Here is a 17,189-nt window from a genome sequence, read left to right as displayed (position 1 = left end):
GTCGGAGGAGGCGGGTAGGGTCGGCGCCGTGACCGGTCGCCGCCTCCGCCTCCCCCGCCCCGACGCCGCCGTCGAGCGCGCCCTCGACGTCGACCTCGCCCTGGACGTCCAGCGCGCCCTCGCCGCGGTCCGCGTCGAGAACGACCTGCCCGGCCCGTTCCCGCCGGCCGCGCTGGCCGAGGCCGAGCACGCGGACGCCGGAGCGGACGACGAGGACCGCGTCGACCGGACGGACATCCCCTTCGTGACGATCGACCCGCCCGGCTCGCTCGACCTGGACCAGGCCCTCCACCTGGAGCGCACGTCGGAGGGCGTCGTCCTCCGCTACGCCATCGCGGACGTGCCCGCGGTCGTCCGCACCGGCGGAGCGCTCGACGCCGAGACGCGCCGCCGCGGCCAGACCTACTACCTCCCGGACGGCCGCGTCCCGCTGCACCCCGCGGTCCTCTCCGAGGGGACCGCGTCGCTCCTGCCGGACGAGACGCGCCGAGCGCTGGTCTGGACGCTGACCCTCGACGAGCGGGCGGAGCCGCGCTCGGTGCACCTCGAGCGGGCGCTCGTCCGCAGCGTGGCCCGGCTCGACTACGAGGGCGTGCAGCGCAGCGTCGACGCGGGCGATCCGCACCCCTCCCTCGCCCTCCTCCCCTGGTTCGGACGCGAGCGCCTGGCGCGCGAGGCCGAGCGTGGAGGAGCGAGCCTGACGCTGCCCGAGGAGGAGATCGTCGCCGCCGACGGCGGCTACCGGGTCGAGCGCCGCGCTCCCCTGGCCGTCGAGGGCTGGAACGCCCAGGTCTCGCTGCTGACCGGTATGGCGGCGGCGACGATGATGCTCGACGCGGGGGTGGGCATCCTCCGGACCATGCCCGAGGCCGACCCCGCCACCGTCGCGGCCTTCCGCTCCCGAGCCGCGGCGCTCGGCGTCCCGTGGCCCGAGGAGGAGGCCTACGGCGCCTACCTGCGCCGCCTCGACACCGCCGACCCCGCCCAGCTCGCCATCATGTACGCCGCGGCGAGCCTGTTCCGCGGCGCCGGCTACACCGCCTTCGACGGCGCCCCGCCGGAGCATCCCGAGCAGGCGGCTCTCGCCGCGCCGTACGCGCACGTCACCGCGCCGCTGCGGCGCCTGGTCGACCGGTTCGGCCTCGCCGTCTGCCTCGCGGTGTCCCGCGGCGGAACGATCCCGTCGCAGCTGCGCGAGGCGCTGCCCCTGCTCCCGCCGCTCCTCGCCGCGAGCGACCGCCGGGCCGGAGCCGCCTCCCGTGCGGCGACCGCGATCGTCGAGGCCGCCGTCCTCCGCGGCCGCGAAGGAGCCTCCTTCAGCGGGATCGTCGTCTCCTCGACGCGCACCCGCTCCTCGGTCCAGCTGCTCGACCCGGAGATCACCGTCGACGTCCCGGCCCCGCTCACGCCGGGAGCCCGTGTCGTCGTCGTCCTGGAATCGGTCGACGTCGCCACGGGCTCCGCGGTGTTCGGGCTCGGCGCCTAGTCCTCGTCGTCCTCGCGGGGCTTCACATAGGGGTCGGCCTCGCCGGCGTAGTCCGCCTGAGCGGCGAGCGACTGCACCTGCGAGTCCTGGCTGCGCGCGGCGGCGAGCAGATCCTCGATGTGCTTCGCGTTCTCGGGCACCGCGTCGAGGATGAACTCGAGCGACGGCGTGAGCCGGGACGTGATGTTCCTGCCCACCTCGGTGCGGAGCATTCCGGTGGCGGCCTTGAGGGCCGCGGCCGAATCGGCGCGCTCCTCATCGGTGCCGTAGACCGTGTAGAACACCGAGGCGTGCTGCAGGTCGCCGGTCACCTGGACATCGGTGATGGTGACGAAGCCGAGGCGCGGGTCGCGGAGACCGCGCTCGAGCCGCTTCGCGACGATCACCTGGATACGTTCGGCGAGCTTCCTCGCCCGGGCCGGATCTGCCATGGCTGGTCCTCACATCTCTCTCGGCGAACCGTTCAGCTCGCCATTCAACCACTCTCCGCCCGGACGACCGGTCGCGTCCGAGGGGGCCTTGCTTCTGGGGCGTGATGCCCCTCGACCGCGCGTCTGCGACGGCGCGGGTGGGGCGCGTCTGCGACGGCGCGGGTGGGGTGCCTCCTCGCGGCTCCCTGATCCTCGGGGATCGGGGGGGCGGGAAGGCTCAGGTGCTGGATCGGGAGCCGGACGTCGCCCGCAGGCTCGCTGCTCGCTCAGCGGGCGCAGTCACCGCTGCAAGAACGTCTGATCGGGGCCGGCCTCCCACGCCCGGAGGTGCGGAAGCGCACGCTGGAGGGTGCGCACCTCCGGGACACGGGCGGCCCCCGATTCCTCCCGCAGGGCGCGAGAGGACGAGAGTCCCCTCCCGATCCCGCACGAACAGCGCCGTGAGACGCCGGAAGGCCCGGGCGGACCCGGGCCTTCCAGTGGAGCGGATCAGCCTCGCGGCTTCTCCTTCATCTCGATCGTCTCGATCTCGTCGCCGATCTGGATGTCGTTGTACTTTCCGAGTCCGATACCGGCCTCGTAGTCCGTACGGACCTCCGTGACGTCGTCCTTGAAGCGACGCAGCGACTCGATGGCCAGGTTGTCCCCGACCACGACGCCGTCACGGATGACGCGCGCCTTCGAGTTGCGGGTGATCGTGCCGGAGCGGACGATGACACCCGCGATGTTGCCGAACTTGGAGGAGCGGAACACCTCGCGGATCTCGGCGACACCGGACTGGACCTCCTCGAACTCGGGCTTGAGCATGCCCGTGAGCGAGTTCTCGACCTCTTCGATCGCGTTGTAGATGACCGAGTAGAAGCGGATGTCCACTCCTTCTCGAGCAGCGCGCTCGCGGGCCTTCGGGTCGGGGCGGACGTTGAAGCCCACGATGATCGCGTTGTCGATCGTCGCGAGGTTGACGTCCGACTCCGTGATCGCACCGACACCGCGGTGGATGATGCGCAGCTGCACCGAGTCGTCGACCTCGATCTTGACGAGCGACTCCTCCAGCGCCTCGACGGCACCGGACACGTCGCCCTTGATGATGAGGTTGAGCGACTCGACCTTGCCCTCCTCGAGAGCACGGGTGAAGTCCTCGAGCGAGATGCGCTTGCGGGCCTTGGCCAGCAGGGCGTTGCGCTGAGCGGCTTCGCGCTTCTCGGCGATCTGACGGGCCGTGCGGTCCTCCTCGGTGACGAGGAAGGTGTCGCCGGCGCGGGGCACGGACGAGAGTCCCTGCACCTGCACCGGACGCGACGGCACGGCTTCGAGGACGGCGTTGCCGTTCTCGTCCGCCATCGCACGGACGCGGCCGTAGGCCGTTCCGGCGACGATCGCGTCTCCGACGCGCAGCGTTCCCGACTGGATGAGCACGGTCGCGACCGCACCGCGTCCCTTGTCGAGCTTCGCCTCGATCGCGACTCCGCGCGCCTCCTTGTTGGGGTTGGCGCGCAGGTCGAGACCGGCGTCCGCGGTGAGCAGCACGGCGTCCAGGAGGTCCTGGATGCCGGTGCCCGCGCGAGCCGACACGTCGACGAACATGACGTCTCCGCCGTACTCCTCGGCGACGAGCCCGAACTCGGTGAGCTGCTGGCGCACCTTGGCCGGGTTGGCGTCGGGCTTGTCCACCTTGTTCACCGCGACCACGATCGGCACGTTGGCCGCCTGGGCGTGGTTCAGCGCCTCGATGGTCTGCGGCATGATGCCGTCGTCCGCCGCGACCACGAGGATCGCGATGTCCGTGACCTGGGCACCGCGGGCTCGCATGGCGGTGAACGCCTCGTGACCCGGGGTGTCGATGAAGGTGATCGGGCGCTCGATGCCCTCGTGCTCCGCGACGACCTGGTACGCACCGATGTGCTGCGTGATGCCGCCCGCCTCGCCGGCGACGACGTTGGCGTTGCGGATCGCGTCGAGCAGGCGCGTCTTTCCGTGGTCGACGTGACCCATGACGGTGACGACGGGGGGACGGATCTCGAGGTCCTCGTCCGTCTCGTCGTCGAGCTCCTGCTCGAGGTCGAGACCGAAGCCCTCGAGGAGCTCCTTGTCCTCGTCCTCGGGCGAGACGACCTGGATCTTGAAGCCGAGCTCGGAGCCGAGCACCTCGAAGGTGGCCTCGTCGAGCGACTCGGTGGCCGTCGCCATCTCGCCGAGGGCGAAGAGGACGGTGACCAGGTTGCCGGGGGGCACCGGCACGCCGGTCATGGCCTCGATCTTGTCGGCGAAGTCCGAGATCGACGCGCCGCGGCGCAGACGGATGACCGTCCTGCCGTCGCCGCGGGGGACGCTGACGCCGCCGAGCGACGGGGCCTCCCTGAGCTCGAACTCCTGACGCTTCGTGCGCTTGGACTTCCGGGCCTTGCTCTTGCCGCCACCGCGACCGAAGGCTCCTGCGGTTCCACCGCCGGGGCCGCGACCGCGACCGCCGCCGCCACCGGGACGCGGGGCGAAGCCGCCACCGGCACCGGGAGCGCCGCCGGGGCGCTGGAAGCCGCCGCCGGCCGGACGACCGGCACCGCCGGGACGTCCTGCTCCGCCGCCGGGTCCGCCGGGACGCTGGCCGAAGCCGGCGGGGCGCTGGCCCATGCCGGGTCCGCCGGGTCGGGGCGCGCCGGGGCGCGGAGCAGCGGGGCGGGGGATGTTGCCCGGGGTCGGACGCGATCCCATGCCCTGCGAGCTGGCGAAGGGGTTGTTGCCGGGGCGCGGGGCGGCGGGACGCTGTCCCATGCCCTGGTTGCTGGCGAACGGGTTGTTGCCCGGGCGCGGGGTGCCGCCGGGGCGGTTGGAGCCGCCCGAGGCGCCGCCGGGGCGCGGGGTGTTCGCGGCGGGAGCCGGACGCGGGGTCACGGGCTTGGGTCCGCCGGGGGTCGCGCCGGACGCCGGCTTCTCGGCGGCGGCCGGAGCCGCGGGGGCCTCGGTCGGAGCCGGAGCGGCGGCCTCGGCGGGCGCGTCCTTGGCTGCCTGGGCGCGCTGAGCGGCCGCGGCCTCCTGGGCTGCCTGAGCCTGGGCCTGGCGCTCGGCGACAGACATCGGCGGTGCGGGCGCCGGAGCGGGCGGCTTGGCCGGGCCGGGCGTGGGCGCGGACGGACGGGCGCCGGAGGGGCGCGGGGCCCCGGGACGGGCGCCGGCGGCGGGGGCGGTCGGGGTCGCCGACGCTCCCGCGGAGGAACCGCCCTGGCCCTGGAGGGCCTGGCGGAGCTTGCGCGCCACCGGGGGTTCGATGCTCGAGGACGGGCCCTTGACGAACTCGCCGAGCTCCTTCAACTTCGCAAGTGCGACCTTGCTATCGACACCCAGTTCGGATGCGATCTCGTGTACGCGTGGTTTTGCCACTTCTCTCCTGTCTTGGGCCTGCACCCAAGACGGGGGCAGGCGTCACGAACGGACGGGTCTCATTTCGAGCCGCTCATCAGTCTTCGCTCATGATCAGTTCACGGGCCGTTCTGCCTGTTCTCTATGGTGTGATCGTGCGCTGCTCCGGCCCCTCCGGTCGAGGGGCCGAGCCGGTCGGATCGTGCGATGTACTGCTCCAGCTCGCTCGCGTCCACGCTCTCGCGTGTCCGGAACGCTCTTCCGAACGCGCGGCGCTTGACCGCGAGCTCGTAGCAGTCGGCTGTGTCGTGGAGCCACGCTCCCCGACCAGGACGGACGGCACGCGGGTCTACCGCGAGGACGTTCGAGTGGAGGACCAGCCTCAGAAGAGAGGCCCGGGGGGCGCGCAGACGGCAGCCGACGCACGTTCTGACGGCTTCCACTCTACTCCCTCCCCTCCGGGACCGCTCCCCCGCACGGCCGATGCTCGGGGATCACTCCCCGTCCATCACCGAATCGGGCTGGATGTCGATCTTCGCGCCGGTCAGCTTGGCGGCGAGGCGGGCGTTCTGGCCCTCCTTGCCGATGGCGAGCGAGAGCTGGTAGTCGGGGACGAGCGCGCGGACGGCCTTGAGGCTCTGGTCGATCACGAACGCGCTGGTCACCTTGGCGGGCGAGAGCGCGCTGGCGACGAAGGTCGGCAGGTCGGAGGAGTAGTCGACGATGTCGATCTTCTCGTTGTTGAGCTCGGCGGTCACCGCGCGCACGCGCTGGCCGAGCTCGCCGATGCAGGCGCCCTTGGCGTTCACGCCGGGCTCGGTCGCGCGCACCGCGATCTTGGTGCGGTGGCCGGCCTCGCGGGCGAGGGAGACGATCTCCACCACGCCGGACGCGATCTCGGGGACCTCGAGGGCGAACAGCTTGCGCACCAGCGACGGGTGGGTGCGGGACACCTGGACCGACGGGCCCTTGGGTCCGCGGCCGACGCTCGTGACGTAGACGCGGATGCGGCGTCCGTGGCTGTAGTCCTCGCCGGGCACCTGCTCCTCGGGCGAGAGGATCGCCTCGATGGAGCCGAGGTCGACGTGGATCATCCGCGGATTGGGGCCCTGCTGGATGACGCCGGCGACGATGTCGCCCTCGCGGCCCTTGAACTCGCCGAGCACGTGCTCGTCGGCGATGTCGCGCAGGCGCTGGTTGATGACCTGCTTCGCGGCGAAGGCGGCGATGCGGCCGAAGTCGCGCGGGGAGTCCTCGGCCTCGCCCACGACGGCGCCCTCCTCGTCGAGCTCGGGCACGAAGACCGAGACGTGACCGGTCTTGCGGTCGAGGTGCACGCGCGCGTCGACGGCGGTGGCCTTGTCGGCGTCGTCGGCCTGGCCGATGTGCTTGAGGTAGGCGGTCAGGATCGCCTGCTCGATGATCTGCACGAGTTCCTCGAAGGGGATCTCGCGCTCGCGCTCCATGAGTCGCAGAACGCTCAGGTCGATGTCCACGGGCGGGCCTTTCTCTCTATTCACTTGGATGCCGCGGTGGTGACCGCGGTCGTTCGCCTGCCGGGCTCTCACCCGGATCAGCCCTCAAGGGTACCCGACGCGGCCCGGGGTTCCACCCGCGGTTCCTGCCGAGGCACGGAGGGCCCCGCCTGCCGCGGGAAGCGGTGGCGGGGCCCTCGGCGTGTCGGGTCTAGGCGCCCAGCCGGGCGAGCGCCTCGGCGACCGGGAGCTGCTCGCGCTCGCCGGACCGGCGGTCCCACAGCTCGACGATCCCGTCTGCCGCTCCTCGCCCCGCGATGACGATCGCGGGCACCCCGATCAGCTCGGCGTCGCCGAACTTGACGCCGGGCGAGACCTTCGGGCGGTCGTCGATCAGCACGTCGCGGCCGGCGGCCTCGAGGGAGGCGCCGACCGACTCGGCGAGCTCGAGAGCCGCCGCGTCCTTGCCGGTCGCGATGACGTGCACGTCGAACGGCGCGACGTTCGCGGGCCACAGCAGTCCGCGGTCGTCGTGGGTGGCCTCGGCGATGATGGCGAGGATGCGGGTCACGCCGATGCCGTAGGAGCCCATCGTGACGGTGACCAGCTTCCCGTTCTCGTCGAGCACCTTCAGCCCGAGGACGTCGGCGTACTTGCGGCCGAGCTGGAAGACGTGGCCGATCTCCATGCCGCGGGCGGTCTCGATCGGGCCCGAGCCGTCGGGCGCCTCGTCGCCGGTGCGGACGTCCGCGACCTCGACGGTGGCGTCGCCGTGGAAGTCGCGGCCGGCGACCAGGTCGAGGACGTGCTGCCCGGAGACGTTGGCCCCGGTGATCCAGGCGGTGCCGTCGACCACGCGCGGGTCGAGCAGGTAGCGGACGCCGGTCGCCGACTCCTCGCCCAGGACGGCTCCCTCGGCCGACCAGGGTCCGATGTAGCCCTTGACCAGTCCGGGGTGCTTCGCGAAGTCCTCCGCCGTGGCGGCCTCGACCTCGGCCGGGGCGAACGCCACTTCGGCGCGCTTGAGGTCGACGTCGCGGTCGCCGGGCAGGCCGACGATCACGAGCTCGCGGGTGCCGTCGAGCGCGGTGAGCGCGAGGACGACGTTCTTCAGGGTGTCGGCGGCGGTCCAGGCGCGGCCGTCGGGGCGGGGCTGCGTCGCGTTCGCCAGGTCGACCAGGGTCTGGATGGTCGGGGTGTCGGGCGAGTCGAAGACGCGCGCCTCGGGCAGGCCCTCGACGGGCAGCGCCGCGGGGACGGGCGTGCGGTACGCCTCGACGTTCGCCGCGTACCCTCCCGCCGACCGGACGAAGGTGTCCTCGCCGACGGGGGTGGGGTGCAGGAACTCCTCGCTCCGGGAGCCGCCCATCGCTCCGGCGTCGGCCTGCACGATCACGTACTCCAGGCCCAGACGGGCGAAGATCCGCTCGTAGGCGTCGCGCTGGCGCTGGTAGCTCGCGTCGAGCCCGGCGTCGGTGTAGTCGAAGGAGTACGCGTCCTTCATCGTGAACTCGCGGCCGCGCAGGAGGCCCGCGCGGGGCCGCGCCTCGTCCCGGTACTTGTCCTGGATCTGGTAGATCGACAGGGGCAGGTCCTTGTAGGAGGAGTAGAGGTCCTTCACGAGCAGCGTGAAGAACTCCTCGTGCGTGGGAGCCAGCATGTAGTCGGCGTCCTTGCGGTCCTTCAGGCGGAACACGCCGTCGCCGTACTCGGTCCAGCGGCCCGAGAGCTCGTAGGGCTCGCGGGGCAGGAGCGCGGGGAAGTGCACCTCCTGGGCGCCGGCCGCCTCCATCTCCTCGTGGATGATCCGCTCGATGCGGCGCTTGACGCGCAGGCCCAGCGGCAGCCAGGCGAAGACGCCGGGCGCCTGACGGCGGATGTAGCCCGCGCGGACGAGGAGGCGGTGGCCCGCGACCTCGGCGTCGGCGGGATCCTCCCGGAGCGTGCGGACGAACAGATGCGAGAGACGGGTGACCACGAGGGACGATCCTATCCGCTGCGCTCCCCCGGCTCGCGAGGGCGCCGGGAGCCTCAGTCGGGGATCCGCGAGAAGACGACCGCTCCGCCCGTGCCGTCCAGCAGCACGTCGTCGGGGGTGCCGCCGATCGTCATCGGGCCGGAGAGGAGCGCCCGGAGCCGGATGGCCTCGGGGCTCGGCGTGTCGGAGCAGGTGTCGGAGCCGGTCACCTCGTCGCCGGGGATCAGCACGCCGTCGTCGATCCGGTAGGCGGCGCTGACCACGAGGCAGCCGGTGCCGACGACCAGGGTCGGCGCACCCCCGACGCTCTCGGAGCGGAGGCGGACGCGGGCGTCCTCGACCCAGGCCGTGTACGGGGTCTCCCCCTCTGCCGCGGTCAGCACCCAGCGGTCGCAGCCGAAGGGGTCCTGCGGGCTGCGGCTGTCGATGCATTCGCCGGCCTCGGAGGACGGGCCGCTGCGGAGCGCGGCGACACCGGAGGCGAGGAGCGCGGCGGCGACGACCACGAGCGCGAGGCGCAGTGCGGGGCGGACCACGTCGATCCGCCCCGCGCCGTCAGTTCGCGCCGACGGTGACGACCGGGGCTCCGGTCGAGGTGTCGTCGGCCGGCATCTCGGCGGCCAGGCGGTTGGCCTCCTCGATGAGGGTCTGGACGATCTCGGCCTCGGGGACGGTCTTGATGACCTCGCCCTTGACGAAGATCTGGCCCTTGCCGTTGCCGGAGGCGACGCCCAGGTCGGCCTCGCGGGCCTCGCCGGGTCCGTTGACGACGCAGCCCATGACGGCGACGCGCAGCGGGACGCTCATGCCCTCGAGGCCGGCGGTGACGTCGTTGGCGAGCGTGTAGACGTCGACCTGCGCGCGGCCGCAGCTGGGGCAGGAGACGATCTCGAGCTTGCGCTCGCGGAGGTTCAGCGACTGGAGGATCTGCAGGCCGACCTTGACCTCCTGCGCGGGCGGGGCCGAGAGGGACACGCGGATGGTGTCGCCGATGCCCTCGCCGAGGAGGATGCCGAAGGCGGTGGCGGACTTGATGGTCCCCTGGAACTCGGGGCCGGCCTCGGTGACGCCGAGGTGGAGGGGCCAGTCGCCGCGCTCGGCGAGCTGGCGGTAGGCCTTCACCATGACGACGGGGTCGTTGTGCTTGACCGAGATCTTGAAGTCGTGGAAGTCGTGCTCCTCGAAGAGGCTGGCCTCCCAGACGGCGCTCTCGACGAGGGCCTCGGGGGTGGGCTTGCCGTACTTCTGCAGGATGCTCGGCTCGAGCGAGCCGGCGTTGACGCCGATGCGGATCGAGACGCCGGCGGCCTTCGCGGCGGCGGCGATCTTGCCGACCTGGTCGTCGAACTTGCGGATGTTGCCGGGGTTCACGCGGACCGCGGCGCAGCCGGCGTCGATCGCGGCGTAGACGTAGTTGGGCTGGAAGTGGATGTCGGCGATGACCGGGATCTGGCTCTTCTTGGCGATGATCGGCAGCGCCTCCGCGTCGTCGCGGCTCGGCACCGCGACGCGGACGATGTCGCAGCCGGACGCGGTGAGCTCGGCGATCTGCTGGAGGGTCGCGTTGATGTTCGTCGTCGGTGTGGTGCACATCGACTGGACGCTGACCTGCGCGTCACCGCCCACGAGCACCTTGCCCACCTTGATCTGGCGGGACTTGCGGCGGGGGGCGAGGGTCATGGGGACCTTGGGAAGACCCAGATTCACTGCTGGCACGCGCCCCATCGTACGCGCGCCGCGGGACCCCTCGTCCGCTCGCCGCACCTTCCCAGCCGCCGCCCCTCCTGCGCGCCTCGGAACCCGTCCACCGCACCTGCTCTCAGCTCGAGACCGCACGACGATCCGCGGTCGCCTCGCTCCCGAGCCGAACCGCCGATCCCGTCCGAGCGACCGGCCCCAGCCGCCCGCACCCCGCTCCACCCACACCCCACCTCGCAGAGCCGACCGCACCACGCCGGGCGAGGCCCGTCCTCCACCCGCGAGGCGAACGGGTGAATCGCGTCCCAGCGATTCGCCCCAGCCGTCCGCACCCCGCTCCACCCACGCCCCCACCCCGAGAAGCCGACCGCGCCACGCCGGGCGAGGCCCGGCGTGGAATCCAACTCAGAACAGCGTGATCGGCTTGACGATGTCGGCGTAGATGAGGAGGGCGCTCATGCCGCCGAGGACGAGGACGACGACGTAGGTGAGCGGGAGCAGGCGGGCGATGTCGACGGGGCCGGGGTCGCGGCGTCCGAAGAGCTTGGCGATCCGGCGGCGCAGGCCCTCCCAGAGGGCGCCGGCGATGTGGCCGCCGTCCATGGGGAGCAGCGGCACCAGGTTGAAGACGAGGAGGGCGACGTTGAGCGAGGCGAGGACGCCGACCATCGTCTGCACCTTGGACACGACGGGGAGCTGGTCGGAGGCGGCGATCTCGCCCGCGATCCGGCCCACTCCGACGACGCTGATCGGGCCGTTGGCGTCGCGCGCCTCCGAGCCGAACGCCGCCCGGGCGACGTCGATGAGGCGCTGCGGCAGGTTGAGGATCACATGGGCGACGCTGGTGATGTTCGACCAGACCGTCTCGGGCACCGCGGTGACCGGCTGCTGCGCGAGGGCCGACGTGGGCGAGATGCCGATGAAGCCGACCGTCTGCGTCTCGATCGCACCGGAGGCGTCGGTGACGGGGGCGCCGTTCGCGTCGGTCACCGCGACCTCGTTCTCGGCGGGGGTGATCGTGAGGGTCAGCGGGGCGCCGTCGCGCTGGACGGACACGCTGAGCGGGACGCCCGCGGAGCGCTGGATGATCGGGGTCAGGTCGTTCCAGGTGCTCACCGGAGTGCCGTCGATCGCCGTGATCGTGTCGCCCGGCAGCAGGCCGGCCGCGGCTCCGGGTGCCAGCGGGTCGTCGGCGGTGCAGGTCGCGGTCGCGCGCTGCGACTCCGGGACCACGCACTGCGAGACCGCGGCGAGGGTGCTGGTGCTCTGCGGGATCCCGATGCCGCAGAGGAGGACGGTGAAGAGGACCGTGGCGATCACGAGGTTCATGAAGGGGCCGCCGGCCATGACGACCACGCGCTTCCACACGGGGAGCCGGTAGAACGCGCGATGGTCCTCGCCGTCGCCGATCGTCTCCGCGCTGGCGGCACGGGCCTCGTCGATCATCGTGGCGTAGGCGCCGCGCCGGGGCTCCTCGAGCTGGGCCTCGGAGGACGCCAGGCCGTTGAAGAAGCCTGTGCTCGACTCCGTGGGCCGGTCCCCCGGGTGCTTCGGCGGGTACATGCCGATCATGGCGATGTAGCCGCCGAGCGGGATCGCCTTGACGCCGTACTCCGTCTCGCCGCGTCGCCGGGAGAAGAGGGTCGGCCCGAACCCGATCATGTACTGCGTGACCTTGACCCCGAACAGCTTGGCGGGGAGGAGGTGCCCGACCTCGTGCAGGGCGATGGAGAGGGCGACGCCGACGGCGATGATGACGACGCCGAGGACGAAGAGCAGCACGGATTCCACCGACACACTGTAGGCCGGGCCCGCCCGTCCACGCTGGGGTGCGCCTGCACGGATCCGATGAACTCCGCGGCCGAGCGGATCAGCGGCGCGACGTCCGCCGACACGGATCCGCGGAGACGGAGCCCGTCCGGATGACCCCTGGTCAGACTCCGGCGATCCGCTCGTCCGCCGTGCGGCGCGCCCACTCCTCCGCCGCGGCCAGCGACTCGCGGGTCAGCGCGCCGTCGACGCTGTGCGCGTCGACCACCGCCTCCACCGTCTCGAGGATGTCGAGGTAGCCGATCCGCCCGGCGTGGAACGCCTGCACGGCCTGCTCGTTCGCCGCGTTGAACACGGCCGGGTAGGAGGCGCCCGCCTCCCCGACGCGCTTCGCGAGCCGGACCGAGGGGAACGCCTCCTCGTCCAGCGGCTCGAACGTCCAGGAGTGGGTGCGGGTCCAGTCGAGCGGGACGCCGACCCCGGCGACGCGGTGCGGCCAGTCGAGGCCGAGCGAGATCGGGAGCCGCATGTCCGGCGGCGAGGCCTGGGCGATCGTCGAGCCGTCGACGTACTCGACCATCGAGTGGATCACCGACTGCGGGTGCACGGTGACGTCGATCCGGTCGTAGGGGACGTCGAAGAGCAGGTGCGCCTCGATCACCTCGAGCCCCTTGTTAACCAGAGTGGAGGAGTTGGTCGTGACGACCAGGCCCATGTCCCAGGTCGGGTGTGCGAGCGCCTGCGCCGGAGTGACGTCGCGGAGGGAGGCGCGGTCGCGTCCCCGGAACGGCCCGCCGGACGCGGTCAGCACGAGGCGGCGGACCTCGCGGTGCTCGCCCGCGAGGAGGGCCTGGGCGATCGCGGAGTGCTCGGAGTCGACCGGCACGATCTGGCCGGGACCGGCGAGCGAGGTGACGAGCTCGCCGCCGACGATCAGCGACTCCTTGTTGGCGAGGGCGAGCGTCCTGCCCTCCTCGAGCGCCGCGAGCGTCGGGCCGAGCCCCACCGAGCCGGTGATCCCGTTCAGCACGACGTCCGCATCGACCGAGCGGATCAGCTGCTCGGCCTCCTCCGCACCGAACGCCGTGTGCTCGACGCCGAACGCGGACGCCTGCTCGGCGACCGCCGCCCGGTTCGAGCCGGCGGCGAGGCCGACGACCTCGAACCGCTCGCGGTTCGCGCCGATGACGTCGAGAGCCTGCGTGCCGATGGACCCGGTCGAGCCGAGGATGATGACCCTGCGCATCCGCCCATCCTGGCACGGAGCACCCAGCGCCTCCCGGTCAGCTGATGGCGAGGATGTCGACCACGAAGACGAGGGTGTCGGTCCCGCTGATCCCCGCGTTCTGGTTGCCCTGGTCGCCGTAGCCCTTCGACGGCGGGATGGTGACCAGCACCTGCGAGCCGACGGTCTGGCCGACCACGGCCTCCTTGAAGCCCTCGATCACGTCGCCGGTGCCGAAGGCGGCGGGAGCGGGCTTCCCCCAGCTCTGGTCGAACACCTCGCCGGTGCCCCAGACCACGCCCTGGTACTGCACGATCAGCTGGTCGCCGTCGGCCACGGTCGCGCCGCTCCCCTTCTTGAGGACGGCGAGCTGCAGGTCGGCGGGCGGGTCGGTCGCGGGGATGGTGACGGTGGGCGCCCCGTCCTCGGCGAGCGCCACCGTCGGCAGGCCGTCGACCGGGGGCTGCGGCTCGCCGTCGGCGGCGGTCGGCACGATCTGCTCGACGTCGATCACCATGACGATCGAGTCGGTCGCGGCGATGCCGAACTGGCTCTGCCCGGCGTCGCCGAACGCGTCGGCCGGGGGAACGACGGCGACGACGCGCGAGCCGACGGTCGCGCAGTTGACGGCCTTCACGAGGCCGGCGAGGTACTGGTCGGTGTCGACCTCGAAGGCCGCGCGGCCACCGGACGCGTAGCTGCTCGCCGAGAACTCGGCACCGCTCGTCCCGTTGTAGAGCGTGTAGTCGACCAGCACGGTGTCGCCCTCGGCGACCTCCTCGCCGGTGCCCTCGATCGCGACGGAGCGCTCGGTGGCGTCCACGCTGACCGGGCTGGGGAACACGGTGACCGGCTTGGTGGCGAAGTCGCCGCTGGTCTGCACCGCGGCGGTCGCCTCGCCCTCGGTCGCGCAGCCGAGCGGGGTGGCGGAGGCGGACGGCGCTGCATCCGGCTCCCCGGGGGTGCAGGCCGCCAGGCTCAGGGAGGCGCCGAGGACGGCGAGGATCGCGAGGGTTCTGCGCACAGGGGCACCTTTCGTGACCGGCGGCGGCCGGTGGACGTTCGGGGATCGCCTCCATCCTGCACGGCGCGCCTCGCAACGCGCTGGGTGCGGGTCCTCGAACGGTCCCAGGCCTACCATCGGGGCATGCGTGAATTCTCGGTCCCCCAGTCCCGAGAGCTCGTCACCGAGCTCCCCGGCCCGCGCTCCGTCGCCCTCCAGGAGCGCCGCGTCGCCAGCGTCTCCCGCGGCGCCGGGACGCTCGCGAACATCTACATGGACCACGCGTCGGGCGCGGTCCTGGTCGACGTCGACGGCAACCGCCTGATCGACCTCGGCTGCGGCATCGGAGTGACCACCATCGGCCACGCGCACCCCGCGGTCGCCGCGGCGGCCGCCGCGCAGGCCGAGAAGCTGACGCACACCCTCTTCACCGTCACTCCGTACGAGAACTACGTCCGGGTCGCCGAGAAGCTCGCCGAGATCACCCCCGGGGACTTCGAGAAGCACTCGATCCTGGTCAACTCCGGCGCGGAGGCGGTCGAGAACGCCGTCAAGATCGCGCGGAAGTTCACCGGCCGCCGCGCCATCGCGACGCTCGACCACGCCTTCCACGGCCGCACCAACCTCACGATGGCGATGACCTACCGCCCCTGGCCGGAGCGCGCGGGGATGGGCCCCTTCCCGGGAGAGATCTACAGCCTCCCGATCAGCTACCCGTTCCGCGACCCCGAGGGCATGACGGGCGAGGAGGCGGCCGAGCGCACCATCGACTACATCACCACCCACATCGGCGCGCAGGAGCTGGCCGCGCTCTTCGTCGAGCCGATCCAGGGCGACGGCGGCATCATCATCCCGGCGCCGGGCTACTTCCGCCGCCTGTCCGAGTTCTGCACCGAGAACGGCATCGTCTTCGTCGCGGACGAGATCCAGGCCGGCATCGCCCGCACCGGCACCTGGTACTCCATCGAGCACCACGGCGTGGTCCCGGACCTCATCACGACGGCCAAGGGCATCGCCGGCGGCTTCCCGCTCGCCGCCGTCACCGGCCGCGCCGAGATCATGGACGCCGTGCAGCCCGGCGGCATCGGCGGCACGTTCGGCGGCAACCCCGTCTCCACCGCCGCGGCGCTCGCGACGCTCGAGGCGATCGAGTCCGAGGGCCTGCTGGAGGAGGCGCAGCGGGTCGAGCGCCTGCTGCAGGCGCGGATCGGCGACTGGGCCGAGCGCTTCGCGGTCGTGGGCGAGGTCCGCGGCAAGGGCGCGATGTGGGGCGTCGAGCTCGTCCACCCGGGCACGAAGAAGCAGTACCCGGAGGCGCTCACCGCGATCCTGAAGCACGCCACCACGAACGGCGTGATCGTCCTCGACGCGGGCAGCTGGGACAGCGTGCTGCGGATCATGCCGAGCGTGGTCATCAGCGAGGAGCTCATCGACGACGCCGCGACGGTCATCGAGGAGGCGCTCGCCCAGTTCGGCTGATCCGCCGCATGACCGGAGCGGCATGGACGCCCCGGTAGCTTCGTCGGAATGCGGATCGACGACGACCACGAGAGGCCGACTCCCCCGGGGATCGGCCTCTCCGCGCGTCTGGCGCGCCTGTCCATCGGTGGCGTCGGCCGGCTGGTCTACCGGCCGATCGTGGAGGGGCGCGACAACGTCCCGGCCGAGGGACGCGTGATCCTGGCGGCCAACCACCTCTCGTTCATCGACTCCCCGGTGCTGACGCTGCTCGCCCCGCGGCCGGTGCAGTTCCTGGCCAAGTCGGACTACTTCACGGGGACCGGCGTGCGGGGCGCCCTCTCGCGCGCGTTCTTCACGAGCGTCGGAGCCGTCGCGGTCGAGCGCGGCGCCGGCCAGGCCGCTCAGGAGGCGCTGGACCTCGGCCGGGCGATCCTCGAGGGGGACGAGGCGTTCGCCGTCTACCCCGAGGGCACCCGCTCCCGCGACGGGCGCCTCTACAAGGGCCGCACCGGAGTGGCATGGCTCGCCCTCACCACGGGCGCGCCGGTGGTCCCCGTCGGCATGATCGGCACGCAGGAGCTCCAGCCGGTGGGCACGAGGGTGCCGCGCCTGCACCGGATCACGGTCCGCTTCGGGGCTCCGCTGGACCTCTCGCGGCACGGCTCCGCCGACTCCGGCCGCGCCCGACGCCACGCCACCGACGAGGTGATGGCGGCCGTCCACGCGCTCTCCGGGCAGGAGCTCGCCGGTGCGTACAACGAGTCGCCGCCGACGACCACGGTCGAGCGCATCCGCCGGGCGCTCCCGCACGAGCGCCGCTGAGCCTCAGCGCGCGGACGCCTCCGGCTCGTGGGCGACGGGGAAGTTCACCGAGTTGGCGATGAAGCAGAGCCGGGAGGCCTCGGCGTGCAGCGTCTGGGCGATCGCCACCATCGACTCCTCGGCGACAGTGACGCGGGGCCGGAGGGTCACCGAGGTGAAGCGGCCGCTCTCCCCCTCCTGCAGCATCGAGCCCACCGCGTCGTCCGTGTAGCCGGTGACGACGACTCCGTTCTTGACCGCCACGTGCAGGTAGGAGAGGAGGTGGCACTGCGCGAGCGCCGCGAGGAGCAGCTGCTCCGGGTTCCAGCGGTCGGCGTCGCCCCGGAAGGGCGTGTCGGCCGAGGCGAGGATGGGCGCCGGGCCCTCCGCCGTGACGGTCAGCTGGCGCCCGTACTCGCGGTAGCCGCTCGTGCCGGTGCCCCGGTCGCCCTCCCAGACGACGGACACCGCGTACTCGTGCTCGGACTTCATCGGGCTCCTCCTCGA

General features: G+C 72.4%; 14 protein-coding genes. 3 read left to right on the top strand and 11 right to left on the bottom strand.

What is annotated here, in order from left to right:
• The first annotated feature begins 28 nt into the window (after positions 1-28).
• Entirely contained in the window at positions 29-1,486 is a 1,458-nt protein-coding gene (locus C5C50_RS01295) for a ribonuclease catalytic domain-containing protein (protein ID WP_258067592.1), read from the top strand.
• On the opposite strand, the gene rbfA is transcribed toward C5C50_RS01295, so the two are convergent.
• The 10 genes from rbfA to C5C50_RS01245 form a co-directional block, all read right to left on the bottom strand.
• Positions 1,483-1,917, bottom strand: coding sequence for a 30S ribosome-binding factor RbfA (gene rbfA, locus C5C50_RS01290; protein ID WP_104223052.1), 435 nt, complete (start codon positions 1,915-1,917; stop codon positions 1,483-1,485). The two genes, C5C50_RS01295 and rbfA, sit on opposite strands and share 4 nt — an antisense overlap.
• A gap of 489 nt (positions 1,918-2,406) precedes the next feature.
• Positions 2,407-5,292: a translation initiation factor IF-2 gene (gene infB, locus C5C50_RS01285; protein ID WP_104260219.1), complete on the bottom strand. Its 2,886-nt coding sequence runs from the start codon at positions 5,290-5,292 to the stop codon at positions 2,407-2,409.
• A gap of 98 nt (positions 5,293-5,390) precedes the next feature.
• Positions 5,391-5,714, bottom strand: coding sequence for a YlxR family protein (locus C5C50_RS01280; RefSeq protein WP_104225593.1), 324 nt, complete (start codon positions 5,712-5,714; stop codon positions 5,391-5,393).
• Positions 5,715-5,765: 51 nt separating this feature from the next.
• Positions 5,766-6,767: a transcription termination factor NusA gene (nusA, locus tag C5C50_RS01275; protein WP_104225180.1), complete on the bottom strand. Its 1,002-nt coding sequence runs from the start codon at positions 6,765-6,767 to the stop codon at positions 5,766-5,768.
• Between the two features lie 190 nt (positions 6,768-6,957).
• Complete coding sequence (locus C5C50_RS01270) at positions 6,958-8,724, bottom strand: proline--tRNA ligase (RefSeq protein WP_104272674.1); 1,767 nt, start codon at positions 8,722-8,724, stop codon at positions 6,958-6,960.
• A 53-nt stretch (positions 8,725-8,777) separates the two neighbouring features.
• Positions 8,778-9,260, bottom strand: coding sequence for a hypothetical protein (locus tag C5C50_RS01265; RefSeq protein WP_104225178.1), 483 nt, complete (start codon positions 9,258-9,260; stop codon positions 8,778-8,780).
• Positions 9,261-9,279: 19 nt separating this feature from the next.
• Positions 9,280-10,440, bottom strand: coding sequence for a flavodoxin-dependent (E)-4-hydroxy-3-methylbut-2-enyl-diphosphate synthase (ispG, locus tag C5C50_RS01260; protein WP_173244694.1), 1,161 nt, complete (start codon positions 10,438-10,440; stop codon positions 9,280-9,282).
• Positions 10,441-10,827: 387 nt separating this feature from the next.
• Positions 10,828-12,213, bottom strand: a complete 1,386-nt coding sequence (locus C5C50_RS01255) for an RIP metalloprotease (RefSeq protein ID WP_258067589.1) — start codon at positions 12,211-12,213, stop codon at positions 10,828-10,830.
• 142 nt (positions 12,214-12,355) lie between these two features.
• Complete coding sequence (dxr, locus tag C5C50_RS01250; protein WP_104272672.1) at positions 12,356-13,438, bottom strand: 1-deoxy-D-xylulose-5-phosphate reductoisomerase; 1,083 nt, start codon at positions 13,436-13,438, stop codon at positions 12,356-12,358.
• Between the two features lie 37 nt (positions 13,439-13,475).
• Complete coding sequence (locus tag C5C50_RS01245; protein WP_181133869.1) at positions 13,476-14,441, bottom strand: FKBP-type peptidyl-prolyl cis-trans isomerase; 966 nt, start codon at positions 14,439-14,441, stop codon at positions 13,476-13,478.
• A gap of 123 nt (positions 14,442-14,564) precedes the next feature.
• Here C5C50_RS01245 and C5C50_RS01240 point away from each other — a divergent pair, with 123 nt between their 5' ends.
• Both C5C50_RS01240 and C5C50_RS01235 read left to right on the top strand, forming a co-directional pair.
• Complete coding sequence (locus C5C50_RS01240) at positions 14,565-15,899, top strand: aminotransferase class III-fold pyridoxal phosphate-dependent enzyme (protein ID WP_104272670.1); 1,335 nt, start codon at positions 14,565-14,567, stop codon at positions 15,897-15,899.
• Between the two features lie 48 nt (positions 15,900-15,947).
• Positions 15,948-16,703, top strand: a complete 756-nt coding sequence (locus C5C50_RS01235; RefSeq protein ID WP_104272669.1) for a 1-acyl-sn-glycerol-3-phosphate acyltransferase — start codon at positions 15,948-15,950, stop codon at positions 16,701-16,703.
• Between the two features lie 3 nt (positions 16,704-16,706).
• Here the strand turns inward: C5C50_RS01235 and C5C50_RS01230 are convergent, their stop codons facing one another.
• Positions 16,707-17,174 carry an OsmC family protein gene (locus C5C50_RS01230; protein ID WP_104223041.1) on the bottom strand — a complete coding sequence of 156 codons (468 nt, stop codon included), beginning with the start codon at positions 17,172-17,174 and terminating at the stop codon, positions 16,707-16,709.
• Positions 17,175-17,189 lie beyond the last annotated feature (15 nt).

The organism is Rathayibacter sp. AY1D9 (genome assembly GCF_002932395.1).
Classification (GTDB): domain Bacteria; phylum Actinomycetota; class Actinomycetes; order Actinomycetales; family Microbacteriaceae; genus Rathayibacter.
Note: the sequence above shows the minus strand (reverse complement) of the source record. Positions and strands in the feature narration are given on the sequence as shown.

Coding starts and splice junctions, on each gene's coding strand:
- C5C50_RS01230 (WP_104223041.1), bottom strand. CDS start 17,174: ATGAAGTCCGAGCACGAGTACGCGGTGTCCGTCGTCTGGGAGGGCGAC.
- dxr (WP_104272672.1), bottom strand. CDS start 13,438: ATGCGCAGGGTCATCATCCTCGGCTCGACCGGGTCCATCGGCACGCAG.
- C5C50_RS01240 (WP_104272670.1), top strand. CDS start 14,565: ATGCGTGAATTCTCGGTCCCCCAGTCCCGAGAGCTCGTCACCGAGCTC.
- C5C50_RS01235 (WP_104272669.1), top strand. CDS start 15,948: ATGCGGATCGACGACGACCACGAGAGGCCGACTCCCCCGGGGATCGGC.
- rbfA (WP_104223052.1), bottom strand. CDS start 1,917: ATGGCAGATCCGGCCCGGGCGAGGAAGCTCGCCGAACGTATCCAGGTG.